At 62.6% G+C, this 23,421-nt stretch carries 19 protein-coding genes; 9 read left to right on the top strand and 10 right to left on the bottom strand.

Features of this window, described 5'->3' with window-relative positions:
* Nucleotides 1-93: 93 nt before the first annotated feature.
* From cyoE to cyoA, 5 genes are read right to left on the bottom strand one after another with little or no spacing between them, the layout of a single operon-like run.
* Nucleotides 94-990: a heme o synthase gene (gene cyoE, locus OKC29_RS13645; protein ID WP_005302932.1), complete on the bottom strand. Its 897-nt coding sequence runs from the start codon at nucleotides 988-990 to the stop codon at nucleotides 94-96.
* A gap of 11 nt (nucleotides 991-1,001) precedes the next feature.
* Entirely contained in the window at nucleotides 1,002-1,331 is a 330-nt protein-coding gene (locus OKC29_RS13650; RefSeq protein WP_005302933.1) for a cytochrome o ubiquinol oxidase subunit IV, read from the bottom strand.
* A complete protein-coding gene (locus OKC29_RS13655) occupies nucleotides 1,331-1,942 on the bottom strand; it encodes a cytochrome o ubiquinol oxidase subunit III (RefSeq protein WP_011706742.1) in 612 nt (203 codons plus the stop codon). The genes OKC29_RS13650 and OKC29_RS13655 overlap by 1 nt, the downstream gene beginning before the upstream one ends.
* 4 nt (nucleotides 1,943-1,946) lie before the next feature.
* Nucleotides 1,947-3,923: a cytochrome o ubiquinol oxidase subunit I gene (gene cyoB, locus OKC29_RS13660; protein WP_016351430.1), complete on the bottom strand. Its 1,977-nt coding sequence runs from the start codon at nucleotides 3,921-3,923 to the stop codon at nucleotides 1,947-1,949.
* Nucleotides 3,923-4,993, bottom strand: coding sequence for a cytochrome o ubiquinol oxidase subunit II (gene cyoA, locus OKC29_RS13665; protein ID WP_083557462.1), 1,071 nt, complete (start codon nucleotides 4,991-4,993; stop codon nucleotides 3,923-3,925). Before cyoA ends, cyoB begins: the two co-directional genes overlap by 1 nt.
* Before the next feature lie 609 nt (nucleotides 4,994-5,602).
* Between cyoA and OKC29_RS13670 the strand changes: the two genes are divergently transcribed.
* Nucleotides 5,603-7,528 carry an NAD(P)-binding protein gene (locus OKC29_RS13670; RefSeq protein WP_073351008.1) on the top strand — a complete coding sequence of 642 codons (1,926 nt, stop codon included), beginning with the start codon at nucleotides 5,603-5,605 and terminating at the stop codon, nucleotides 7,526-7,528.
* The gene (locus OKC29_RS13675) at nucleotides 7,525-8,724 is read left to right on the top strand and encodes a c-type cytochrome (protein ID WP_073351010.1); all 1,200 of its coding nucleotides are present in this window, start codon (nucleotides 7,525-7,527) and stop codon (nucleotides 8,722-8,724) included. The genes OKC29_RS13670 and OKC29_RS13675 overlap by 4 nt, the downstream gene beginning before the upstream one ends.
* A 62-nt stretch (nucleotides 8,725-8,786) precedes the next feature.
* On the opposite strand, the gene OKC29_RS13680 is transcribed toward OKC29_RS13675, so the two are convergent.
* A complete protein-coding gene (locus tag OKC29_RS13680; RefSeq protein WP_017410690.1) occupies nucleotides 8,787-9,122 on the bottom strand; it encodes a DUF3634 family protein in 336 nt (111 codons plus the stop codon).
* Nucleotides 9,123-9,243: 121 nt separating this feature from the next.
* The gene (locus OKC29_RS13685) at nucleotides 9,244-10,212 is read right to left on the bottom strand and encodes a nucleoside hydrolase (protein WP_073351012.1); all 969 of its coding nucleotides are present in this window, start codon (nucleotides 10,210-10,212) and stop codon (nucleotides 9,244-9,246) included.
* A gap of 393 nt (nucleotides 10,213-10,605) precedes the next feature.
* Between OKC29_RS13685 and OKC29_RS13690 the strand changes: the two genes are divergently transcribed.
* The gene (locus OKC29_RS13690) at nucleotides 10,606-11,163 is read left to right on the top strand and encodes a HutD family protein (protein WP_073351014.1); all 558 of its coding nucleotides are present in this window, start codon (nucleotides 10,606-10,608) and stop codon (nucleotides 11,161-11,163) included.
* A gap of 25 nt (nucleotides 11,164-11,188) precedes the next feature.
* On the opposite strand, the gene OKC29_RS13695 is transcribed toward OKC29_RS13690, so the two are convergent.
* Both OKC29_RS13695 and azu read right to left on the bottom strand, forming a co-directional pair.
* Nucleotides 11,189-11,392: a hypothetical protein gene (locus OKC29_RS13695; RefSeq protein WP_011706750.1), complete on the bottom strand. Its 204-nt coding sequence runs from the start codon at nucleotides 11,390-11,392 to the stop codon at nucleotides 11,189-11,191.
* A gap of 200 nt (nucleotides 11,393-11,592) precedes the next feature.
* Nucleotides 11,593-12,033 carry an azurin gene (gene azu / locus OKC29_RS13700; protein ID WP_016351438.1) on the bottom strand — a complete coding sequence of 147 codons (441 nt, stop codon included), beginning with the start codon at nucleotides 12,031-12,033 and terminating at the stop codon, nucleotides 11,593-11,595.
* 329 nt (nucleotides 12,034-12,362) lie between these two features.
* Here azu and OKC29_RS13705 point away from each other — a divergent pair, with 329 nt between their 5' ends.
* Nucleotides 12,363-13,403: an FAD:protein FMN transferase gene (locus OKC29_RS13705; RefSeq protein ID WP_073351016.1), complete on the top strand. Its 1,041-nt coding sequence runs from the start codon at nucleotides 12,363-12,365 to the stop codon at nucleotides 13,401-13,403.
* Between the two features lie 142 nt (nucleotides 13,404-13,545).
* On the opposite strand, the gene OKC29_RS13710 is transcribed toward OKC29_RS13705, so the two are convergent.
* Nucleotides 13,546-14,751, bottom strand: coding sequence for an MDR family MFS transporter (locus OKC29_RS13710; RefSeq protein ID WP_073351018.1), 1,206 nt, complete (start codon nucleotides 14,749-14,751; stop codon nucleotides 13,546-13,548).
* Nucleotides 14,752-15,075: 324 nt separating this feature from the next.
* Here OKC29_RS13710 and OKC29_RS13715 point away from each other — a divergent pair, with 324 nt between their 5' ends.
* The 5 genes from OKC29_RS13715 (at nucleotide 15,076) to OKC29_RS13735 (ending at nucleotide 23,333) form a co-directional block, all read left to right on the top strand.
* Nucleotides 15,076-16,722 carry a tetratricopeptide repeat-containing response regulator gene (locus OKC29_RS13715; protein ID WP_024945060.1) on the top strand — a complete coding sequence of 549 codons (1,647 nt, stop codon included), beginning with the start codon at nucleotides 15,076-15,078 and terminating at the stop codon, nucleotides 16,720-16,722.
* 54 nt (nucleotides 16,723-16,776) lie between these two features.
* Complete coding sequence (locus OKC29_RS13720; RefSeq protein ID WP_039213408.1) at nucleotides 16,777-17,739, top strand: ion channel; 963 nt, start codon at nucleotides 16,777-16,779, stop codon at nucleotides 17,737-17,739.
* Nucleotides 17,740-17,850: 111 nt separating this feature from the next.
* A complete protein-coding gene (gene xthA / locus OKC29_RS13725) occupies nucleotides 17,851-18,657 on the top strand; it encodes an exodeoxyribonuclease III (protein ID WP_017410695.1) in 807 nt (268 codons plus the stop codon).
* A 338-nt stretch (nucleotides 18,658-18,995) separates the two neighbouring features.
* Nucleotides 18,996-20,195: an efflux RND transporter periplasmic adaptor subunit gene (locus tag OKC29_RS13730; protein ID WP_073351020.1), complete on the top strand. Its 1,200-nt coding sequence runs from the start codon at nucleotides 18,996-18,998 to the stop codon at nucleotides 20,193-20,195.
* Nucleotides 20,196-20,204: 9 nt separating this feature from the next.
* Nucleotides 20,205-23,333: an efflux RND transporter permease subunit gene (locus OKC29_RS13735; protein ID WP_073351021.1), complete on the top strand. Its 3,129-nt coding sequence runs from the start codon at nucleotides 20,205-20,207 to the stop codon at nucleotides 23,331-23,333.
* The last annotated feature ends 88 nt before the right edge of the window (nucleotides 23,334-23,421 follow it).

The following is a 23,421-nucleotide window of genomic DNA, read 5'->3' on the forward strand; positions in this document are numbered from 1 at the left end:
GGGAAAAGTGCCCGACGGGGCGGCCCCATAATAACAGAGCCGGGAAGGTTCCCGGCTCTGGATTTCATGCATTTAGGGGCACAACTCACACTATCAGGGCAGCATGCTCACCAGCACCGCAGGCTCGGCCTCAGGCTGGAAGTCCACCGACATCATCACGCTCAGGCAAGTGATGGTAACGATAGAGAACATGAACAGCTTGCGCGCCCAGAGGGAGTCATCCACCGCCGCCTTGTAGCCAGACAACGCCATCCCCAGCCACCAGACGCTGACCGCGGTGGCCACCACCAGATACTTGTAACCGGCATAACCGCCGAGGAACAGCATCAAGGTCGGCACCATGAAGGCCAGGATATAGAGGGTGATGTGGAGCTTGGCCACCGGGATCCCCTTCACCACCGGCAACACCGGGATGTTGGCCGCCTGGTAATCCTTGAAGCGGAAGATGGCGATCGCATAGGAGTGCGGCATCTGCCACAGGCTGAAGATCGCCAGCAGGATCAAGGCGCCCGAGTCGAACTGACCGCTCACCGCGCAGTAGCCGATGACCGGCGGCGCGGCGCCGGAGAGGCTGCCGACCAGGGTGCCGTAGACCGAGTGACGCTTCATGTAGAGGCTGTAGACCCCCACATAGACAATGAAGCCCAGCACCGCCAGCAAGGCGGCCAACGGATTGGCCGCAAAGTAGAGCAGTGCAATGCCCGCAATGCCGAGCGCGGTGGCATACCAGAGCGATACGCCGGGGGCGATCAGACCCTTCACCAGAGCACGGTTCTTGGTGCGCTCCATGATGCAGTCGATGTCACGGTCGATGTAGTTGTTGAACACGCAACCGGAGGCGACCACCAGTGATACACCAGCCATGGTCAGAATGAACAGGGGCACATCCAGGCTCCCCTTGGAGGCCAGCAGGAACCCTCCGATAACCGAGATGAGGTTACCGAAGATGATGCCCGGCTTGGTCACTTGCAGGTATTGCTTCATCATCATTGCCAACCTGCTCAGTGAACCATCATGTTGATGTTGAGGTTGTACATGATCCACAGGGAACCCACGACCACGATGGCGATGATGAGCACGGTAAAGATCAGTGCCACCAGGTTCCAGCGCTCCTCGGACGAGGTGTTCATGTGCAGGAAGTAGACCAGGTGCACGAAGATCTGCACCACCGCCATGCCGACCACGGTGGCCAGCACGGTAGTGTGGGAGGCAGAACCGTCCATCACCATCCAGAACGGCACCGCGGTCAGGATCAGGGACAGCACGAAGCCGATCAGGTAGCTCTTGGCGCTGCCGTGGCTGGCGCCGTGATTGTCAACGGAATGACTCATTACATGACCCCCATCAGATAGACCACGGTGAAGACGCAGATCCACACCACGTCGAGGAAGTGCCAGAACAGGCTCAGGCACATCAGACGGGTGCGGTTGCGATCGGTCAGCCCCTTCTTGGCTACCAGCACCATCATCACGATGATCCAAATAAGACCGCTGGTCACGTGGATACCGTGGGTGCCCACCAGGGTAAAGAAGGCGGAGAGGAAGCCACTGCGATCCGGACCGTAGCCCTCGGCAATCAGGTGATGGAATTCATAGATTTCCATCGCGATGAAGCCGGCGCCGAACAGGAAGGTGATGAACAACCAGGTGTTCACCGCCGCGACCTTGTTCTTGTTCATGGCCAGCATGCCGAAGCCGAAGGTGATGGAGCTCAGCAGCAGCAGCATGGTTTCGGCAAACACGAACGGCAGTTCGAAGATGTCCTTGCCGCTCGGGCCGCCGGCAGTGCCGTTGACCAGGACCGCATAGGTCGCGAACAGGGTCGCGAACAGGATGCAGTCACTCATCAGGTAGATCCAGAAGCCGAATACCTTGTTGGCACCGGCATCGTGGTGCCCATCCTCATGGGCACCCTGGGTGTGATGTAGAACGTCAGTCGCCATGGAATTAAGCCACCTTGTTGATATTTTCAAAATGCTGACGCTCGATCCGCTCGATCTCGTCAACCTGCACGTAGTAGTCCACGTCATCGTTGAAGCTGTGGATGATCCAGGTGGCGATCATGCCGACGAAGCCGGCGATGGCCATCCACCAGATGTGCCAGATCATGGCAAAGCCGAACACCACACTGAAGGCGGCGATGATGACGCCGGCACCGGAGTTTTTCGGCATGTGGATCGGGTCATAGTGCTTGGGCTGCTGATAAGCGGAACCGTCCTGCTTGGCTTCCCAGAACGCATCCAGTCCCTTGATCTTCGGCTCGATGGCGAAGTTGTAGAAGGGGGGCGGCGAGGAAGTGGACCACTCCAGGGTACGACCGCCCCAGGGATCGCCAGTCAGGTCGCGGTTCTTCTCGCGGTCGCGGATGCTGACCACGATCTGGATCACCTGGCACAGTACGCCCAGCGCGATGAGACCGGCGCCGCAGGCAGCCACCACCAGCCAGCCGTGGAACTCGGGATCGATGTTCTGGCTGACGCGACGGGTCATGCCCATGAAGCCCAGTACGTAGAGCGGCATGAAGGCAACGAAGAAGCCGGTGATCCAGCACCAGAAGGCACGCTTGCCCCAGACGTCATCCAGCTTGAAGCCGAACGCTTTCGGGAACCAGTAGGTGATACCGGCGAAGCAGCCGAACACCACGCCGCCGATGATGACGTTGTGGAAGTGGGCGATCAGGAACAGGCTGTTGTGCAGCACGAAGTTGGCGGCCGGCACGGAGAGCAGTACCCCGGTCATGCCACCCACGGTGAAGGTGATGATGAAACCGACGGTCCACAGCATGGGCGAGGTGAACTCGATGCGACCGCGGTACATGGTGAACAGCCAGTTGAAGATCTTCACCCCGGTCGGGATGGAGATGATCATGGTGGTGATGCCGAAGAAGGCATTCACGTTGGCGCCCGACCCCATGGTAAAGAAGTGGTGCAGCCAGACGATGAAGGAGAGCACGGTAATGGCGATGGTCGCCCACACCAGCGAGGTGTAACCGAACAGCTTCTTCTTGCAGAAGGTGGCCACCACTTCGGAGAAGATCCCGAACACCGGCAGTACCAGGATGTACACCTCGGGGTGACCCCAGGCCCAGATCAGGTTGATGTACATCATCATGTTGCCACCCATGTCATTGGTAAAGAAATGGGTACCCAGGTAACGGTCTGCGGTCAGCAGGGCGATGGTGACGGTCAGGATCGGGAAGGAGGCGATGATCAGCACGTTGGCGCACAGGGCGGTCCAGGTGAACACCGGCAGGCGCATCATGGTCATGCCAGGGGCGCGCATCTTGATGATGGTGGCGAAGAAGTTCACGCCGGTCAGCAGGGTTCCCAGACCCGAGATCTGCAGACTCCAGATCCAGTAATCGACCCCGACCCCGGGACTGAACTCCAGCCCCGACAAGGGCGGATAGGCCAGCCAGCCGGTCTGGGCGAATTCACCGACCCCGAGGGAGACGTTGATCAGCACCACGGCAGCGGCGGTGAACCAGAAGCTCAGGTTGTTCAGGAAGGGGAAGGCGACGTCACGGGCACCGATCTGCAGCGGCACCACGATGTTCATCAGACCGATCACCAGCGGCATCGCCACGAAGAAGATCATGATGACGCCGTGGGCGGTGAAGATCTGGTCGTAGTGGTGCGGTGGCAGTATGCCCTCGCCACCGGCTGAGGCCATGACCTGCTGGGTACGCATCATCACCGCATCGGCAAAGCCGCGCAGCAGCATCACCATGCCGAGGATGAGATACATGATACCGAGGCGTTTGTGGTCCACCGAGGTGAGCCACTCTTTCCACAGATATTGCCACTTGCCGAAATAGGTGATGAGCCCGGCGACGGCCAGGCCCCCCAGAATGATACCGGCTATCGTGACCATGATGATGGGTTCATGGTACGGAATAGCGTCGAGTGTTAATTTTCCAAACATCAGTTAGTACCCGCTTTCACAGTCTTGTCGGCCGGCATGTGGCCGGCGTGGTCCATCTGCTCGCCCTGGGCCTCATGGTGCATGGCGTCGCCGTGCTCCATGCCTGCGTGGTTCATGGAGGCATCATGCTCCATCCCCTCGTGGCTCATGGACTCGTCATGGGACATCGCGGCCTGCTTTTCGCCGTGTTGCATGGCGGCATGCTCGCCGTGCTTCATGTCACCCATGAACTTGTTGATGATGTTGACGAACAGCTTGGGATCGACGCTGGCGAAATACTCCACCGGGTGGTTTTCGCTCTTCTTGGCCAGGGCATTGAACTCATCCATGGTGTTGAGCGCCTTGGAGGAGGCCTTCACCTTGGCAACCCAGGCGTCGAAACCGGCTTGATCCTGAGTCGCGATGGCGTTGAACTTCATGCCTGAGAAACCGGCGCCGCTGTAGCCACCCGAGATGCCCTTGTACTGGCCTGCCTCGTTGGCGATCAGGTGCAGCTTGGTCTGCATGCCCGCCATGGCGTAGATCTGGCCACCCAGCTGGGGAATGAAGAAGGAGTTCATCACGGTGTCAGACGTCACCCGGAAATTGACCGGGGTGTTGACCGGGAATGCCAGCTCGTTGACCGAGGCGATGCCCAGTTCCGGATAGACAAACAACCATTTCCAGTCAAGGGAGATGACATCGACCTGGATCGGTTTCACCTCGGATTCCAACGGTTTGTAGGGATCCAGAGAATGGGAGGTTTTCCAGGTGATCACCGCCAGGATGGCGATAATGATGACGGGTACGGTCCAGACGACCGCTTCAATCTTGTTGGAGTGGGCCCAGTCCGGTGCATAGGTGGCCTTGGTGTTGGACGCTCGGTATTTGTAAGCGAACGCCACCGCCATCACAATCACCGGCACCACCACAATCAGCATCAAGCCGAGTGCGGTCAGTATCAGTGACTTCTGCTCCAGACCAACTTGTCCCTTGGGGCTCATCAGAGCCATGTCGCAGCCGCTCAGCAAACCGGCAGTCGCGAGCAACAGCAAAGCGCCCAAGCCCCTCTTTACATCAAAAGGTCTCATGCAATGTCCTCATCTTCGCAGGGCTAAAGTTGTAAGAAAAACGCAGCATTCTATTTCACCCGGGGGGGATGTGAACAACATGAAAAATTAATCTTTCACTTGTGTGTGGATTGCGATTTCTGTGTGTTGCATGTTAATGCCTTGACGTCATGAAAATTATCAAAACCACCTCGACCCCCTTTCATCGCCAGCTGGTGCCATTTCACCCTGCATCTGTTTATTAAACAGACACTCCGCGATTTAACCCTTTACTTAACAAGGACAAATGACACCCCTTTGTGGCTAACCGGCGAAATTCCGGGCTGAAATCCGTGCACATTTGGCCGCTCAGGGCCGAACAATAACGGGACTCGAAATTAACCATAATTAATCAAATTAAATTTCAATTAATTCCATGAGGTTGGTGCGGCTTTACCCGCAAACATGCACACCACATACGTCTCATGCGACCTGGTCGATCACAGGGTCCATCATTTTGTTTAATAAGTTATTATCAAACCCATGGACTCCATCCGGATATGGCGGTAGGTTGCGCCCCTTCGTTACTCGCCAGTCACGAATTCAACCCTATCCCATTTTCCATTCGACTCTTCATACACAGGGATTGCCATGAGCATCACACGCAGAGACTTTCTCAACGGCGTCGCCATCACCATTGCGGCCGGAGTTGCCCCCATCAAGCTGCTGCAAGCGGCCGAAAGCGGCACGGCGCTGGCTGAAAAAACGCTGGTCTACCCGCCCGCCCTCACCGGGCTGCGCGGCAACCACCCGGGCTCCTTCGAACCGGCCCACAGCATCGCCCGCGACGGCAAACAGTATGACTTCGCCAACATTCCCCTCGAGGGCGAATACGATCTGGTGATCGTCGGCGCCGGCATCAGCGGTCTGGCGGCGGCTTGCTTCTATCAGCAACTGCTCGGCGCGGACAAAAAGATCCTGCTGCTCGACAACCACGATGACTTCGGCGGCCACGCCAAGCGCAACGAGTTCACCACTCCCGACGGCCTGCGGCTGGGTTACGGCGGCAGCGAATCCCTGCAATCACCGCGCTCCGTCTACAGCCCGGTGGCACTGGGGCTGCTCAAGACGCTGGAGGTCAACATCGACGAGCTGGCCAAAGGCTTCCAGCAGACCTTCTACCCGGATCTGGGCCTGAGCCGCGGCGTCTACTTCGACGAGAAGCACTTTGGCGTCAACAAGGTGGTGAGCGGCGACCCGGGCCACAACGTGGCCGACGACATCCCGCGCGATCGCCTGAACGGCCGGCCGCTGGCAGAGTTCATCGGCGACTTCCCGCTCGATGAGAGTGACAAGGCGGCCCTGCTGGCGCTGCATGAGGAGAAGACCGACTACCTGAGCGGCATGACTCAGGCGGAAAAAGACCTCTGGATGACCCGCAACAGCTACACCACCTTCCTGCGCGACAAGGTGGGCCTGAGCGAGCGGGCCATCACCTACTTCCAGCAACGCACCAACGACTTCCAGGCGGTCGGCATCGACGCCACCGCCTGCGCCGATGCACGCCTGTGCGCCCTGCCCGGTTTTGGCGGCATGAACCTGACCCCCCTCGATGCCGAGGAGCAGGCGGAGCTGGACGATCCTTACATCTTCCACTTCCCGGACGGCAACGCCGGCCTGACCCGCTTGATGGTGCGCAAGCTCATCCCGCAGGTGGCCCCCGGCCACACCATGCAGGACGTGGTGCTGGCCAAGTTTGACTACAGCAAGCTCGACCTGCCCGAGCACAAGGTGCAGCTGCGCCTTGGCAGCACGGCGCTGCAGGCCAAAAACGTGCCGCTCAAAGACGGCAAACAGGGAGTGGATGTCACTTACATCAAGGAGGGGAAACTGCACCGGGTGAGGGCCAGGCAGTCCATCATGGCCGGCTACAACATGATGATCCCCTACATGGTGCCCGAGATGGCGGAGCCCCAGAAGGAGGCGCTGCGCCAGAACGTCAAGGCGCCGCTGGTCTACACCAAGGTGGTGATCAAGAACTGGCAGTCCTTCGTCAAGCTGGGGGTGCACGAGGTCTACTCCCCGGCCGCCCCCTACAGCCGGGTCAAGCTCGACTACCCGGTCAACCTCGGCGGCTACGAGCATCCCAAGAACCCGGATCAGCCCATGTGCCTGCACATGGTCTACGTACCGACCCTGCCGGGCAGCGGCCTCTCGGCCCGCGAGCAGTCCCGCAAAGGGCGCGCCATGATCCTCGGCATGCCGTTCGAGCAGCACGAGCAGATGATCCGCGAACAGTTGCAGGGGATGCTGGGCGGCGCCGGTTTCAACCACGAGCAGGATATCCTCGCCATCACGGTCAACCGCTGGTCCCACGGCTACTCCTACATCACCAACACCCTGTTTGATGACGAGGAGCAGTGCGACAAGTGGATCGAGCTGGGCCGCCAGCCGGTCGGCAACATCACCATCGCCAACTCCGACTCGGACTGGAGCCCCTACGCCCACTCAGCCATCGATCAGGCCTGGCGCGCCGTCAACGAGCTGGTTGCCATGCACAAGGGAGGTGCCAAATGATCCGTTCCCTGACCCTGACAGCCAGCGCCGTGCTGCTGGCCCTGCCCGCCTTCACCCTGCAGGCTGCGCCTGCCATGTCGGCTGGCGAATACGTGGCCAAGCTGGGGGACTGCGCCGCCTGCCACACCAGCGAGGCAAGCAAGCCGCTGGCGGGCGGCAAGGGCTTCCCCACCCCCATCGGCACCGTCTACGCCACCAACATCACCCCCGACAAGACCCACGGCATCGGCAACTACAGCCTGCCCGAGTTCATCAAGGTGATGCGCGAAGGGATCACCCGCAGCGGCGATCCCCTCTACCCGGCCATGCCCTACACCGCCTACGCCAAGATGAGCGACGAGGATCTCACCGCCCTCTACCACTACCTGATGCAGAATGTGCAGCCGCAAGCTGTTGCCAACAAGGAGAGCGACATCCCCTGGCCGCTCAACATGCGCTGGCCGCTCAACGGCTGGAACTGGGTCTATCACGATGACAGTCGCTTTACCCCGGTGGCCGGCAAGAGCGAGGAGTGGAATCGCGGCGCCTATCTGGTGCAGGGGGCGGGCCACTGCGGCAGCTGCCACACCCCGCGCGGGCTCGGCATGCAGGAAAAGGCCCTGACCGAGGCGGATCCACTCTATCTGAGCGGTGCCACCCTGGATGGCTGGTATGCCCCCAACATTCGCGGCACCCGCTATGACAAGCAGGCGCTGATCGATCTGCTGAAAACCGGCCGCAGCCAGCATCAGGCCGTCAGCGGCCCCATGGCGGAAGTGATCACGCACAGCAGCCAGTATTTCAGCGATGCCGATCTGGCCAGCATCGCCACCTACCTGACCGAACTCGGCGACGACGCGGCGGCCAGCAAGGGCAACCGGGCCTACGCCAGCGCCGGTGGCAAGGCGGACTACGCCATGTACTGCTCCACCTGCCACGGGGTCAACGGCCAGGGCAATGACCACGTCATCCCCTCCCTGGTGGGCAACCAGACCGTGCTGGCCGAGGATCCGAGCAGCCTGCTCAACGTGCTGCTGCACGGCGCCGAGACCCCGGTCACCCAGGGCAACATCGGCTACCACATGCCGGGTTATGGCTGGACCCTCAACGATCAGCAGATCGCCGAGCTGGTCAACACCCTGCGCGCTTCCTGGGGCAATGAAGGGGTCGCCATCAAGCCGGAGACGGTCAAGGCCCAGCGCGCCCTGCACCAATAAGTCACGCCGACCATAACGAAACGGGCCTCCAGTGGAGGCCCGTTTGCTATGTGAGTGACGACTCACCCCTTGCGCGGTTTGGAGCCGGAGAGCGGCACCGCCCCCAGCCGGTAATCACCATAGGGGAAGATATTGCGAAAGCGCTGCGCAACCGGCTCGGGAATGGAGCGGGAGAAGACCAGCTTGACCCCATCGCCATCGCGCTGACCCAGGATGCGCCCACGCACCGTCTCGTGGCGCAGGATCTGCCTGGCCTGCTCGATGAACGCCGGCGACACCTTGCCCCGTTTGACCTGCACCTTGCCGGGCGCAAGCCGGATCTCGAACAGGGCGCCACGCCCCAGCTTCATCAACCACCAGATGAGGGCGATCGCCACCAGCAACGACAACCAGGCCATCCTGTTTCTCCTTCTTCACACGGTTGCTGCCAGTATAAGCCGCAACTGGCCCCCGATTGTTTGGCGCGGATCACAGCCGCGCCTCAAGCCCGGCCGCAAGCCACCCTGCTCGCCGAGCCCCCTAGCGGCTGCGACCCCAGGCCACCAGCGTCTCCCGATAGAGCGCCAGCAGCGCCTGATCCCGCACCGCCACCCCGACCTGCTGGGCAGGATAATCGGCCCAGCCGTCATGGGGGTGGGACTTGCCGTCAAATTTCTGCAGGGTGTGACCGATGGCGGGCCCCTCGTTGATGACCCGCACCGGCCCCTCGCGCAGGGTGAACAGGGTCGGATCGATCACGTAGGCGATGGCGGACGGGTCGTGCACGTGGCAGCCGTCGAGCCCGATCCGCTCCGAATAGAAGCGCAGATAGAAGCGGCTGACATCCCACAGGAAGCGCCCCGGTTCGCCCGCGTCGTCGCGCAGCGCGTCGAGATAGGCGCTGCTGAAGAAACTCTGCTGGGTCACGTCCAGCCCGATGATCACCACCGGCCAGTCGGCGGTGAACACCCGGTCGGCAGCATCCGGATCGTCGTGGATGTTGGCCTCGGCATAGGGAGTCACGTTGCCGCGATGACCGTTGACGCCAAAAGCGCCCCCCATCACCACCACCTGCTTCACCAGGCCGGTGATCTCGGGGGCCTCTTGCAGCGCCAGCGCCAGGTTGGTGAGCGGACCTATGGTGACCAGGGTGATCTCGCCGGGCGCGGCCTTCACCGCCTCGACGATATACTGCCAGGCCGGCCGGGGATCCGGCGCCAGGGTCACTTCCCCCGCCGTCACGTCCCCAAACCCGCTCGGCCCGTGCACCACGGTGGTCGGGCCCACCGGCTCGCGCCGCAGCGGGGCGGCCGCCCCCTGCGCCACGTCCGCCTTCATGCCGTATTGCTGCTTGAGCCAGAGGGCGTTGCGGGTACCGTTCTCGATGGTGGCGTTGCCAAATACGGTGGTGATGGCGAGCAGCTCGATGGCGGGATGGGCTTCGGCAAACAGAATTGCCATGGCGTCATCGATACCGGGATCGGTATCCAGAATGATCTTGTGAGTCATGGGGCCTCCTTGGGCAACAGAGCAGCCAGTGTAGCGAGCCGCCGCCGCTTTAACAGCGCCGGGATCACAGCCTGAGGCTTTGCCCTTGCCCGCCTTGCCCAAGTGGCGGCATTTCATACAGGGATGATGACGCGGCAGGGGACAAGTAGGGGTGAAGTGGGTGGCGCCGGCGAAATAGTGGGCAAGTGGATGGCCGGGGACGGCGGCAACCTTGTGGCGGTATTTCATACAGGGATGACGACGCTGCAGGGGACAAGGAGAGGCGAACCGGATGGCATCGGCGAAATAGTGGGCAAGCGGATGACCGTGGACGGCGGCAACCTTGTGAAGCGGCGGGCGGGGTGGTATCACTGGCCTCACGATTCACCCCGCTCACCACCTGCCGAGGCGCCATTGATCACCCTGATAAAAGAGTCCGACCAGCTGAAGATGCCCTGGAAGAACAAGCAGGGCACCACAGCCCAGATCCTCATCTCCCCTGCCGGCGCCAGCCTCGACAAGCTCGATTTTGCCTACCGGCTGAGCTCGGCGCCCATCAAGGGGGCCGGCCCCTTCTCGAAATTTCCCGGCTATCAGCGCATCCTGCTGCCCATCAGCGGGGCCGGCTTCGTGCTCAACGGCCACCCCTACGCCACCTTCGAGGCGGCCCACTTCAGCGGGGATGACGACACCCACTGCGAACTGCTGAAAAAAGAGGTGACGGATCTGGGGCTCATCTATGATCCGGCCCGCCTCAGCGCCAATGTGCGGGTGCTCAACCTGCCCTTCCCGCTCACCCTCACCCTGGAAGCGGACAAGACCTATCTCTGTTACCTGTTGAGCGGCCAGCTCGCGGCGGCAGGCCACCCCATGGCAGTCAACGAGACCCTGCTGATCAGCGGCGAGCAGAGCATCCACTTCGACTGCCAGAAGAAGAGCGCCATCGCCTTCTTTACCCTGCAGCCCAAATAGGCGGCAGGAGCAGGCCTGACACCGGTCAGCGTTTGGGCGCCCGTCCGCCGCTGTCTAGGCAGGCCTGCATGGAGTCGTAGGGGGTGTAGTGCTTGGTGCGGCTGTAATAGGTGCCGCCCTGGGGATGGCAGATACCGTTTCTGCTCTTCTTGACCGGCGGCTCTGCTGCCAGCGCGATGGCGCACACCAGCAGCAGGCAACCGCTGATCACCCATTTCATGGCTTTCATGATGGCCTTGCTTCCTCTTGAGCGGACCCAACAGGCCCGAAAGGCGCCTATTTTACCCGCTCACTCCCCCGCTCACCCGGCGCCGGATCATAAAACGGCGCGCCATAGCGCCCGCACCGGCATCCAACTGACGCCAAAATCGCCGCAAGCGGGCACAAAAAAGCCGGGCAGTACCCGGCTTCTGGGTCGACAAGCGGTGTTTAGCCGACCTTGAAGGTGCCCTTCATCATGGCGAAGTGGCCGGGGAAGGAGCAGAAGAAGGTGAGATCTTTGCCGGCCAGGCCGTCGGTCTTGAAGGTGACGCTGGTGCTCTCGCCACCGCCCACCAGTTTGGTGTGGGCCAGCACGCGCGGGTCATCCTTGGGCAGGTAGTTGTTGTCGGCACCGGCGCTCATGCCCGCGGTGGCAACGGCCTGATAGTCGGCGGTGTTGGCCAGCGCCCAGTTGTGGCCCATGGCGGTCACCGGCATCTTGCCGGTATGGTTCAGGGTCACGGTTACCTCTTTGCAGGTGGCCGGGACGCTCATCTCCTTGAGGTTGTACTGCATGGCATCATTGCCTTCGATGACCAACGCGCACTCATCGGCCAGAGCCGGGGCCGCCAGGGTGCTCAGAAACAGCAGGGTAATCGCCTTTTTCATCATCCTCTCCTTTGATTGGCAATAGATGGCAACACAATTGCCTGCGGGCTCGCACCATGGCTGGCAAACATGCTGTCAAAATCGACCTTATTCTACTCAACTGTCGTCATTCGGCTATGTCTTTAGCGCAAAGCTGCGGGTCAGGTCACCAGATTGCCCCCATTTTTTGTCTGGACGAACCGGCCGCGCCACCCACTAACCACTCTTTGTTTAATTATCACCCGCACTTTTGTCCAGCCGCGACTCGCCCGCCGTCGCCCCCTTGGCTAAGCTGGCGACCCCGGCACGCTTGCCTCCAGTGCCATCCGTTTCAGCCAAAGAGATCCGTCATGTCGCTTCTTGCTCGCCCGGCCCACCGTGGCCTGTTGTTGACCCTGCTGCTGATGCTGACCGCCTGTCAGCCGACCCCGACCCAGACCCGCATTCAGGGCAAGACCATGGGGACCTTTTACGCGGTGACCCTGAGCGACCCCTTCCCGGGCGGCGAGCCGGCGCTGCAGAAAGAGGTCGATGCCCTGCTGGTACGCATGAATCACGAGATCTCCACCTACGACCCGAACTCCCTCATCTCCCGCTTCAATCAGGGCAGCGGCCAGCCCCCCATGGCCATTCCCGCCACCATGGCCAACATCGTGCAGCAGGGCATCGACGCCGGCCATCTCACCGCAGGCAAGCTCGACGTCACCGTAGGCCCGCTGGTCAACCTGTGGGGATTCGGGCCGGACAAGCGGCCCGTCAAACGGCCCAGCGCCGAGCAGATCGCCAGCGCCCGTCACAAGGTGGGCATCGACCGGCTGACGTTGGTGCCCGAGGGTGAGCACTTCCTGCTCGGCAAGCGCATCCCCGACCTCTACCTCGATCTCTCCACCCTGGGCGAGGGAGCCGCCTCTGACGAGATTGCCGGCCTGCTGGAGCAAAAGGGAGTGCACAACTACCTCATCGAGGTGGCCGGCGCCGTGCGCAGCAAGGGCAACAACGCCAAGGGCAAGCCCTGGCGAGTGGCCATCGTCGAACCGTCCGACCAGCCCGGCGCCTTCTCGGACGTGGTGATCCCCAACGGCATGGCCCTCAGCACCGCCGGCAGCTATCGCAACTACTACGAGCTCGACGGCAAGCGCTACTCCCACATCATCGACCCCGCCACCGGCCAGCCCATCAGCCACAAGCTGGTCTCCGCCAGCGTCATCACCCCGACCGCGCTCGAGGCCGACGCCCTCGACACCGCCCTCATGGTGATGGGGCCGGAGCAGGCAATGGCCTTTGCCAAGGCGCACGGTCTCGCGGTCTATCTCATCGTCAAGACCGAGCAGGGCTTCGCCGCCAGCCATACCCCCCAGTTCGCCCCCTACCTGGTGGCCAAACAGCCATAAATCCGCCGCCATAAAAAAGAGGCCCCGCACTGCGGGGCCTCCTTGTCTTCACGTCTGTGTTAGTCGATGGGAATGCACCGAGGCGCCGGGGCCACCGGCAGCTTGGCATCAGGCCAGTGACCGCCGACCGGCTGCTTTCATGCTACTCCCCGCAGCCGGCCGAGTCGGCGGACGGGCGCGCCACCCGGTTGCCCGCCCCATAGAGGAGAAACACCAGCACGCAAATCGCGGTCATCACGGCGAACAGGGCCGGGCCGCCCCACACCTGCAACAGCCAGCCCCCCACCAGGGGCGAGAGCGCCCAGCCAAGCCCGGCCAGGGCGCTGGCCCCGAAGTAGCTCCCCTTGAGGTGGGCCGGCGCCATCTCGTCGATCAGCACGTTGAAGAGCGGGAACAGCACCGCCTCCCCCACGCTCAGCAAGAACACCGCCACCAGCCAGGGCCACAGCAGGGCCGGGCTCGACAGGGCGAACAACACCTGGGCGGACGCCATCAGCAGGATGGAGAACTGCAGCCGCAAGCTCACCCGCCAGCGCCGGGTCAGGTGCAGCAGCGGAAACTGCAGGGTGATGATGGTCAGCGCATTGGTGGCCACCAGCAGGGCCACCAGGGTCTCCACCTCGGGGGCGCCGGCGCGGGTCAGGTACTGGATCAGCGGCGACTCCACCTGGGCGTAGACCAGCATCATCAGCAGGTTGGCGAGGATGAACAGCATGAAGGCCCGATCCCGCCCCACCACCCTGAGCATGGCCCCCAGGGTGAGGCCCGCATCCGGCCGACCCGTGCACTCGCGGCGAAAACCGAGCAGGAAGGCGATGCCGAGCAGGCCATAGCTGGCGGCCGTCACCACGAAGGTCTCCTGGCGCGCACCCAGCCCCACCATGACGCCGATGAGGGGCCCCACCCCCGCCCCCACGTTGAGCAGGAAGTAGCGCAGGTGCTGAGCCAGCTCCCGCTGCGCCTTCTCGGGCAGCAGATCCCCCATCAGCGCCTTGCCCGGCGTGTCGATGAAGGCGTAGGAGAGACCCGAGCCAAACACCCCGAGGGCGATGAGCCAGAGGGAGTGGCCGAACCCGAGCAGCAGGTAGGCGCCGCACGACAGGGCGCAGCCGAGCAGCAGTATGGTGCGCCGGCCGAGCCGGTCGGAGAGCCAGCCGATGTAGAAGCCGATGAGGCAGGAGAGCACGGCCGCGCCGCCCAGCAGCATCCCGATGCCGGACGCCGAGAGATCATACTCCCGATAGAGCAGGATCGAGAGAAAGGGCCAGACCATGAAGAAACTGGTGCGCACCATGAAGGTGCCCAGGATCACGATCCAGACCAGCGGAGGAAAGGGGGGCAGGCGCATGGGAACTCCTTGTCGCGCAATGGCAGCTGATCCGCAGGGGAAAGCATTCAGTGGTATCAAAAGACACCTGAGCGCACAATCCCCGCCCTGAAAAAAACCGCCGCAGGGACGAGCTCAGCACCGGTCGGTGGGCGGCTTCATCGTTCAGGTCAGGCAGGCGTTCGCCATCTGCCCTCTCCCAGTTCACCCCCTATTTGGTCCGGCAGAAGCCATGAACGGCGGGGCTTGGCGGAAAAACCGCGGCAGCGCCCCATGTTCAATTGCCTGTCTGCGCGCTTTGGTGGCACACTTCTGTTATCCGCCCGTAGCGCCCTGACCAGACAGATGCAGACACCGGAATCCGAGCCAGAGAAAAAAGCCCCACCCAAACCGAAGCGCATCCTGCTGGTCAACGAACAGCGCTCCTTTCAGGTGATGATGAAGGCGATGCTGATCAACATCGGCATCAGTCGCATCACCTATGCCAACTCGGCCGAAGAGGCGAGACGGCGCTGCCAGAAAGAGACCTTTGACATCTACCTGCTCGATTACGAGCTGGGGGTCGGTGAGAACGGTCGCCAGCTGCTGGAGAGCCTGCGGGATCAGAAGCTCATTCCGCCCCAGAGCGTGGTGATCATGGTGAGCGGCGACAGCTCCCGCGCCATGGTGCTGAGTGCGCTGGAGGCCGAACCCGACGAATACCTGATGAAGCCCTTCTCCCAGGAGCAGTTTTCGTTTCGTCTCAAACGCGCCCTCGCCCGCCGTCAGGCGCTGGAGAGCGTGTTCAGCGCCCTTGCCAAAGAGGATCTGCCCACCCTGCTCGCCGCCTGCGCCGAGCGGGCCGACGCGGTGCCGCGCTTTGCCAACTTCTGCCGCTGTCTGCAGGCCGACACCCAGCTCAAGCTGGGCCAGGCCAAGGAGGCCCGCAGCCTGATGCGCCAGCTGCTGGCCGGTCAGGAGAACAGCTGGGCCCGGCTCACCCTCGGCAAAGCGTGCCACACCCTGGGGCTGAACGAAGAGGCGGTGAGCCACCTGCAGGCCACCCTCAAGAACACCCCGCTGATGGTAGAGGCCCACCTCTGGCTGGCAGAGTCCCAGCTCGCGCTCGGCAATGACGAACAGGCCCAGCAGGAGCTCAAGCGGGCGGTCGACATCTCGCCCCAGTCGGTACAGCTCTCCCGCCGGCTGGCGGAGGTGTGCCTGCTGCGCCACGACTACGCCCAGGCCAAGGATGTGCTGCTGTCGCTCATCGACCTGTCGCGCAACTCCATCCATCGCACCCCTCATTACCTGGGGGCCTATATCCAGTCGCTGACCCTCTACGCCCTCAACAGCAACGACATCTACCACATCGCCAACCTGCAAAAGCAGGTCAACTCGGCCCTGTCGCGCATCCGCGATTCGCTGATGATGTCGGAGTTCAACTACCCGGTGTTCGAGCAGATCTGCCAGGCCCGGGTGCAGATCGCCCTCGGCGAGCTGCTCAAGGGCAAGAAGATGCTCTACCGCGCCAACCAGAACTGGCTCGATCAGCCGGCCACCATGCCCCCCAGCCTGCTGGGCGAGACCATCCTCGCCCTCTATCAGCTCGGCGAATTCGAATATGCCGAGAGCCTGCAGGCGCTGCTGGCCGAAGACGAGGATCGGCTGCTCACCACCTGCATCCAGGCCACCCGCGACGACAAGACGGTGCTCGAGCGTCGCCAACGCTACCAGCAGCTCAACGAGCTGGGCATCAAGGCCTATCAGAGCGGCGAGCTGGAGCAGGCGCTCGGCCACTTTCGCGAAGCGCTGCGCCGGGCCCCGGCCAATACCGGCGCCGCCCTCAACAAGATCCAGGTGCTGCTGCAGCTGATGCAGAAAAACCGCAAGAGCCCGGAGTTTGGCGCCGAGTGCAAGGAGACCCTGGAGGTGCTGGACGGCATCCCCCTCAATCCGGCCCAGCAGGATCGTTTTCGCAAGCTGCGTCAGGAGTTTACCCAGCTCAGCTGACCAGGGCCCGCTCGCCTATGCTGATACTGACTCGGCAAAGGGAGGAGAGTGGCGATGGCCATGTGTCGATATCTGGTGGCGGACGGCCGCCACTGCAGCGAAGAGGCGGGAGACCATGATCTGTGCCGCTGGCACGATCCCCACGCCAATCATCAGGATCCCCACACCGCCCGCGAGCTGGAGCACTACATCCAGCAGGGCGGGCTGTGTCACGGCCTGCAACTGGCCCGCGCCAATCTGGCGGGCCTCAACCTGGTGAAAAAAGGGGCCCCGCAGGGGTTCCTGCTGGAGCAGTGCAACCTCTACCGTGCCAATCTGCAGGGGGCTCACCTCTACGGCATTCGCATCAAGGGCGGCAGCCTGATGAAGGCGGATCTCAGCGAAGCCAACCTGCACTGCGCCACCCTTGATGACGTCAACTTGCTCGGCATTCGCTGGCACAACACCCGCCTCGACAACCTGGATACCGGCAAGCGGCTGATGCAGGAGCGGCGCGGCCGCAAGGAACGCGACCCGGTGCAGGCCCGCATCTGGCTGAAGGAGGCCGAAGAGACCTATCGCGATCTGCGCAAGGCCTCGGAAGCGCAAGGTATCTTCACCATGTCCGGCCGTTACATCCAACAGGAGCTGACCATGCGCCGGCTGCAGCTGCCGTTCTGGTCGACCCAGCGCTTCACCTCCTGGATCGTCGATCTGTTCTGCGGTTACGGCGAGGCCCCCATGCGGGTGGTGCTCTTCTCCCTGCTGCTCATCTTCATCTGCAGCATCTTCTACTTCTTCTTTGGCCTGAGCTTCAACGGCAACCACCTCATCTACCGGCCCGGCGCCCCTGTTGAGCAGAACGCCATCTTCCTGCTGGAGTGCCTCTACTACAGCGTGGTGACCTTCACCACCCTGGGTTATGGCGACTTCACCCCCATCGGCCTCTCAAGGCTCTTCGCCGCCTTCGAGGCCTTCACCGGCAGCTTCACGCTGGCGCTGTTTGTGGTGGTGTTCGTCAAGAAGATGACCCGCTGAGCCCGCTACGGCGGGCGGCCCGCCCCGGATGTGGCCCCTCGCCTTCACTTGCATCCACGGCGGATTCCTAGTCCAATAGCCACTTATAAAAATGACATGAGCATCCCGGACATGAAGATCATCTCTTTCAATATCAATGGCCTGCGCGCCCGCCTGCACCAGCTGCAAGCCATCATCGACAAGCATCAGCCGGATGTGATCGGCCTGCAGGAGATCAAGGTACACGACGAGGCCTTCCCGCTGGCCGACGTGGAGGCCATGGGCTATCACGTAGAGTTTCACGGCCAGAAGGCTCACTACGGGGTGGCCATCATGAGCAAGCAGAAGCCGGTCAAGGTGGAGAAAGGCTTCCCCACCGACGATGAAGAGGCCCAGCGCCGGATGATCATGGCCACCTTCGAGCGCGAAGACGGCTCCCTCATCAAGGTGATGAACGGCTACTTCCCGCAGGGTGAAAGCCAGGATCACGAGACCAAGTTCCCGGCCAAGCAGAAGTTCTACGAGGATCTGCAGCACTATCTGGAGACCCACCACACCCCGGGCGATCAGCTGGTGCTGATCGGGGATATGAATATCTCCCCCACCGATCTCGACATCGGCATCGGCGAGGCCAATCGCAAGCGCTGGCTGCGGGATGGCAAGTGCTCCTTCCTGCCCATCGAGCGCGAATGGATGGAGCGCCTGAAAGGGTTCGGCCTGACCGACACCTTCCGCGCCGCCAACCCCACCGAGTGCGAGCGCTTCTCCTGGTTTGACTACCGCTCCAGGGGCTTTGACGAGAATCGGGGCCTGCGCATCGACCTCATCATGGCTTCCGACGCCCTCAAGGACACCGTGACCGAGACCGGCATCGACTACGAGCTGCGCGGCATCGACAAGCCTTCGGATCACGCCCCCATCTGGGCATGCTTCGCCTGATAACGACAACAGAGGGGGCATTTGAAGCCCCCTCTGTGACCAAGCCCCCACTTCCCCCGCTTTTTCCTTCTTATAATTCCCTTCGGGTCTCCTGCTCCCCAGCAAGGTCACGATGCAGGGTCTGCCTGCCTGACACAAATTGTCGCGGCCCCCTCCGCCACTGCGCGATCGACACCGACAACTTTCAGTGTCGAGCAGCCTGGGTTCAATATTCGTGCTCTATCATTAGAAAACTGTCAGTAATCCAATGAGTTAAATTTGTAACCATGCAGTTAACCATGTTCATGAAGAAAAAGGCTGGGCGCGGCAATCGCGCACCATCCCACAGGAGTGTGATGATGAAGGTGCAATACGTCAGGGAAGAGATGTTCAAACGCGGCTGTATCGCCCTGGCACTGGCCAGCGCACTGACCGCCTGTGGTGATGAACCAACCGCCGGAGCCCAGGCGCTGCCGCCGGTGCCCGTGGTGGTGGCCGAGGTCAAGCTGACCGACGTGCCGATGACCACCGAGATGGTGGGCGAGACCGCCGGTTTTCGCGAAATTGACGTGCGTTCCCGGGTGAGCGGCATCCTGCTCAAGCGCACCTACATCGAGGGGCAGCCGGTCACCGCCGGTCAGGCGCTGTTCCTGATCGACCCCGAGCCCTACAAGGTGGCGCTGGAGCAGGCCAAGGGCACCCTGGCCCAGGAGCAGGCCCGCCTCAACAAGGCGCGCGCCGACCGGGATCGCATCATCCCGCTGTTCAAGCGCCAGGTGGTGAGCCGCAAGGACTATGACGACACCATCGCCAACTACGAGGCCGCCATCGCCAGCCATCAGGCCGCCCAGGCCAAGGTGAAAGAGGCCGAACTGAACCTCAGCTACACCCAGGTCACCGCCCCCATCAACGGCATGGCGAGCAAGAGCTCCCAGTCCGAGGGCAGCCTCATCTCCACCAGCGGCGAAAACGGCCTGCTCACCACCATCACCCAGTTCGATCCCCTCTACGTCAACTTCTCCTACTCGGAGCAGGATCGCCTCAACTTCGAGAACTCGGTGAAAAAGGGATTGATTGAGGCCAAGGATGCCACCAACTGGCGCACCCACATCCGGCTGGCAGACGGCTCCGTCTATCCCGAGGCGGGCAAGCTCAACTTCTCCGACAGCCGGGTCGACCCGCAGACCGGCACCATCCGGGCCCGCGCCATCTTCGACAACAAGGACGGCGTGCTGCTGCCGGGCCAGTTCGTGCGCATGACCATCGATCTGGGCACCCGCAAAAATGCCATCCTGGTGCCGCCGCGCGCCATCGTCCAGTCCCAGGCCGACCGCATGGTGATGGTGGTGGACAAAGAGAACAAGGTGGTGCCCCGTCCGGTCAAGCTGGGTTCCGTGGTCGACAGCGGCGTGCTGATCGACAGCGGCCTCGAACCCGGTGAGCGTTACATCGTCGAGGGGCTGATGAAGGCCCGGCCCGGCGCCGTGGTCAAGCCCGTATCCGCCGAAGAGATGAAGGCGATCACCACCAAGATGGTCGGCCAGGCCGCGGCCAAGTAAGGAGTTCGTATGTTTTCCAAGTTCTTCATCGAACGCCCCATCTTCGCCAGCGTGATTTCGATCATCATAGTGCTGGGCGGGTTGGCGGCGATGCGATCCCTGCCCATCGAGCAGTACCCGCAGATCACCCCGCCGGTAGTGTCGGTCACCGCCTTCTATCCGGGCGCCACCCCCGAGGTGATCTCCCAGACCGTTGCCGCGCCGCTCGAGCAGCAGATCAACGGCGTGGAGCGGATGCTCTACATGCAGTCGGGGTCGGCCTCCAACGGCCAGATGAACCTCAACGTCTACTTCGAGATCGGCACCGATCCGGATCAGGCCACCATCAACGTCAACAACCGGGTCTCGGCCGCCATGGCCCAGCTGCCGGAAGAGGTGAAGAAGCAGGGGGTGACGGTCAAGAAGAAATCGACCTCGATCCTGCAGGTGGTGACCCTGCAATCGCCTGACGGCACCTTCGATACCACCTACCTGTCGAACTACGCCCTGCTCAACATCATCGACGAGCTCAAGCGGATTCCCGGGGTCGGTGACACCACCCTGTTCGGCGGCACCGACTACGCCATGCGCATCTGGCTCAGGCCAGATCGACTGGCCCAGCTCGAGCTCACCCCGAGCGACGTGATCGGCGCCATCCGCGAGCAGAACACCCAGTTCGCGGCCGGCAAGATCGGCGCCCAGCCCACCACGGCTCCCATCGACTTCACCTACACGGTGCAGACCAAGGGACGGCTGGAGGATGTGCGCGAGTTCCAGAACATCATCATCCGCTCCATGCCGGACGGCTCGAAGATCCGGGTCAAGGACGTGGCCAGGGTCGAGCTCGGCGGCAAGGACTACGACCTGCTGGCCAAGGCCAACGGCAAACCGGCCATCGGCATCGCCACCTATCTGCAACCGGGCGCCAACGCCGTGGCGGTGGCCGATCAGGTGCACGCCACCATGCTGCGCCTCAAGGAGCGCTTCCCGCAGGACATCGAATACCAGATCCCCTACGACACCACCGAGTTCGTGAAGATCTCCATCGAGGAGGTGGTACACACCCTGTTCGAGGCGATCGTGCTGGTGTTCGTGGTGGTCTACCTGTTCCTGCAGAATTTGCGCGCCACCCTGATCCCCTGTATTGCGGTGCCGGTGTCGCTGATCGGGACCTTCGCCGGCATGCTGGTGCTAGGCTTCTCCATCAACCTGCTGACCCTGTTCGGCATGGTGCTCGCCATCGGTATCGTGGTGGATGACGCCATCGTGGTGCTGGAGAACGTCGAGCGGATCATGCAGGAGAAGAAGTGCTCGCCCAAAGAGGCGGCCATCCTCGCCATGCAGGAGGTCTCCGGTCCGGTGGTCGCCATCGTGCTGGTGCTGTGCGCCGTGTTCCTGCCGGTCGCCTTCATGGGCGGCATGACCGGGGTCATGTACAAGCAGTTCGCCATCACGGTGGCGGTGTCGGTGGCCATCTCCGGTCTGGTGGCGCTGACCCTGTCGCCGGCCCTCTGTGCCGTGTTGCTCAAAGAGGGCCACCACAAGCCGGCCCGCTTCTTCGTCTGGTTCAACAACGCCTTCGACGGCCTCACCCGCCGTTACGTGCGCGGGGTCGCCTTCCTCAACCGCCGGGTTGGGGTGGCGTTCACCATCATCGCCTTCATCCTGGTCTCCATCTACGGCCTGCTGATGAAGGTGCCGGGCGAGCTGGTGCCGAACGAAGATCAGGGCTACCTGCTCTCCGCCGTCATGCTGCCGGATGCGGCCTCCCTCACCCGCACCCAGGCGGTGGCGAACGACTTCGACCAGATGGCGATGGCCAACCCCAACGTGAAGGACGTCATCACCTTCTCGGGCTTTGACATCCTATCCAACGCCATCATCAGCAACAGCGGCATCAGCTTCATCACCCTCAAGGACTGGAGCGAGCGGCAAGGTGCCGGGCAGGACTCCTTCTCCCTGGCCAAGACCTTCCAGGGCATGAGCCTGATGGGGCTGGCGGACGGCTTCGTCGCCTCCTTCAACCCGCCCCCCATCACCGGCATGTCCACCACCGGCGGGCTGGAGGCCTACCTGCAAAACCGCAGCACCGGCAATGCCCAGTCTTTCTCGGCCGAGGTGCAGCGCTTCCTCGAGGCGGCCAAGCAGCGCCCCGAGTTCGCCAGCGTGACCAGCACCTACCGCGCCAACGTGCCCCAGGTCTATCTCGATCTGGATCGCGAGAAGGCCAAGGCGCTGGGGCTGCCCATCAACGCCGTGTTCGACACCATGCAGGCCACCTTCGGCCAGGTCTATGTCAACGACTTCAACCAGTTCGGCCGTACCTACCGGGTGCAGTTGCAGTCCGAGGCGGACTACCGCGCCAAGAAGAGCGACATCCGCAACGTCTATGTGCGCTCCGACAAGGGGGAGATGATCCCGCTCAGCAGCCTGGTGACGGTGCGTGATGCCACCGGCCCCGAACTGGTGGAGCGCTTCAACATCTTCCAGGCGGCCAAGATCATGGCGCAGCCGGCGCCGGGCTACAGCTCCGGCCAGGCCATCGCCGCGCTGGAAGCCGTGGCCGATGAGTCCCTCGGCAACGACGCCAAGCTGGAGTGGACCGGCTCCGCCTATCAGGAGAAAGCGGCCGCCGGCAGTGCGGGCACCGCGTTCGGCTTCGGCATCGTGATGATCTTCCTCATCCTGGCGGCCCAGTACGAACGCTGGAGCCTGCCGTTTGCGGTGATCACCGCCGTCCCGTTCGCCCTGTTCGGTGCCCTGCTGGCCACCTGGCTGGTGGGTCTGACCAACAACGTCTACTTCCAGATAGGGTTGGTGACCCTGGTGGGCCTGGCGGCCAAGAACGCCATCCTGATCGTGGAGTTCGCGGTGATGAAGCACGAAGAAGGCATGAGTCTCATCGAGTCGGCGCTGGAGGCGGCGCGGCTGCGTTTTCGCCCCATCGTGATGACCTCGCTGGCCTTCATCCTCGGCTGTGTGCCGCTGGTCACCTCCAGCGGCGCCGGGGCGGCGAGCCGTCATGCCCTCGGCTGGCCGGTCATCGGCGGCATGCTGGCGGCGACCTTCATCGCCATCTTCTTCATCCCGCTGTTCTTCCGCCTCATCATGCGGCGCTCGGAACGCGCCGGCGGCAAGACGGTGCAACCCAAGTCGTAAATCCTGAGTCACAGCCCCCGCCATGCGGGGGCTTTTTTTATCCGCCAGGCGGGCCAACACCCAGCATCCGGGCCCGAGCCGCGAGCGG

Source organism: Aeromonas sp. QDB34, assembly GCF_027705405.1.
Taxonomy (GTDB): domain Bacteria; phylum Pseudomonadota; class Gammaproteobacteria; order Enterobacterales; family Aeromonadaceae; genus Aeromonas; species Aeromonas hydrophila.

Bases quoted from the DNA above. Each gene is read 5' to 3' on its own strand.
- OKC29_RS13650 (WP_005302933.1), bottom strand. From the start codon at position 1,331: ATGAGTCATTCCGTTGACAATCACGGCGCCAGCCACGGCAGCGCCAAG.
- OKC29_RS13730 (WP_073351020.1), top strand. From the start codon at position 18,996: ATGAAGGTGCAATACGTCAGGGAAGAGATGTTCAAACGCGGCTGTATC.
- OKC29_RS13735 (WP_073351021.1), top strand. From the start codon at position 20,205: ATGTTTTCCAAGTTCTTCATCGAACGCCCCATCTTCGCCAGCGTGATT.
- OKC29_RS13655 (WP_011706742.1), bottom strand. From the start codon at position 1,942: ATGGCGACTGACGTTCTACATCACACCCAGGGTGCCCATGAGGATGGG.
- OKC29_RS13675 (WP_073351010.1), top strand. From the start codon at position 7,525: ATGATCCGTTCCCTGACCCTGACAGCCAGCGCCGTGCTGCTGGCCCTG.
- OKC29_RS13680 (WP_017410690.1), bottom strand. From the start codon at position 9,122: ATGGCCTGGTTGTCGTTGCTGGTGGCGATCGCCCTCATCTGGTGGTTG.
- OKC29_RS13710 (WP_073351018.1), bottom strand. From the start codon at position 14,751: ATGCGCCTGCCCCCCTTTCCTCCGCTGGTCTGGATCGTGATCCTGGGC.
- OKC29_RS13695 (WP_011706750.1), bottom strand. From the start codon at position 11,392: ATGAAAGCCATGAAATGGGTGATCAGCGGTTGCCTGCTGCTGGTGTGC.
- cyoB (WP_016351430.1), bottom strand. From the start codon at position 3,923: ATGTTTGGAAAATTAACACTCGACGCTATTCCGTACCATGAACCCATC.
- azu (WP_016351438.1), bottom strand. From the start codon at position 12,033: ATGAAAAAGGCGATTACCCTGCTGTTTCTGAGCACCCTGGCGGCCCCG.
- OKC29_RS13670 (WP_073351008.1), top strand. From the start codon at position 5,603: ATGAGCATCACACGCAGAGACTTTCTCAACGGCGTCGCCATCACCATT.
- cyoA (WP_083557462.1), bottom strand. From the start codon at position 4,993: ATGAGACCTTTTGATGTAAAGAGGGGCTTGGGCGCTTTGCTGTTGCTC.
- OKC29_RS13715 (WP_024945060.1), top strand. From the start codon at position 15,076: ATGCAGACACCGGAATCCGAGCCAGAGAAAAAAGCCCCACCCAAACCG.
- xthA (WP_017410695.1), top strand. From the start codon at position 17,851: ATGAAGATCATCTCTTTCAATATCAATGGCCTGCGCGCCCGCCTGCAC.
- OKC29_RS13685 (WP_073351012.1), bottom strand. From the start codon at position 10,212: ATGACTCACAAGATCATTCTGGATACCGATCCCGGTATCGATGACGCC.
- cyoE (WP_005302932.1), bottom strand. From the start codon at position 990: ATGATGATGAAGCAATACCTGCAAGTGACCAAGCCGGGCATCATCTTC.
- OKC29_RS13720 (WP_039213408.1), top strand. From the start codon at position 16,777: ATGGCCATGTGTCGATATCTGGTGGCGGACGGCCGCCACTGCAGCGAA.
- OKC29_RS13705 (WP_073351016.1), top strand. From the start codon at position 12,363: ATGTCGCTTCTTGCTCGCCCGGCCCACCGTGGCCTGTTGTTGACCCTG.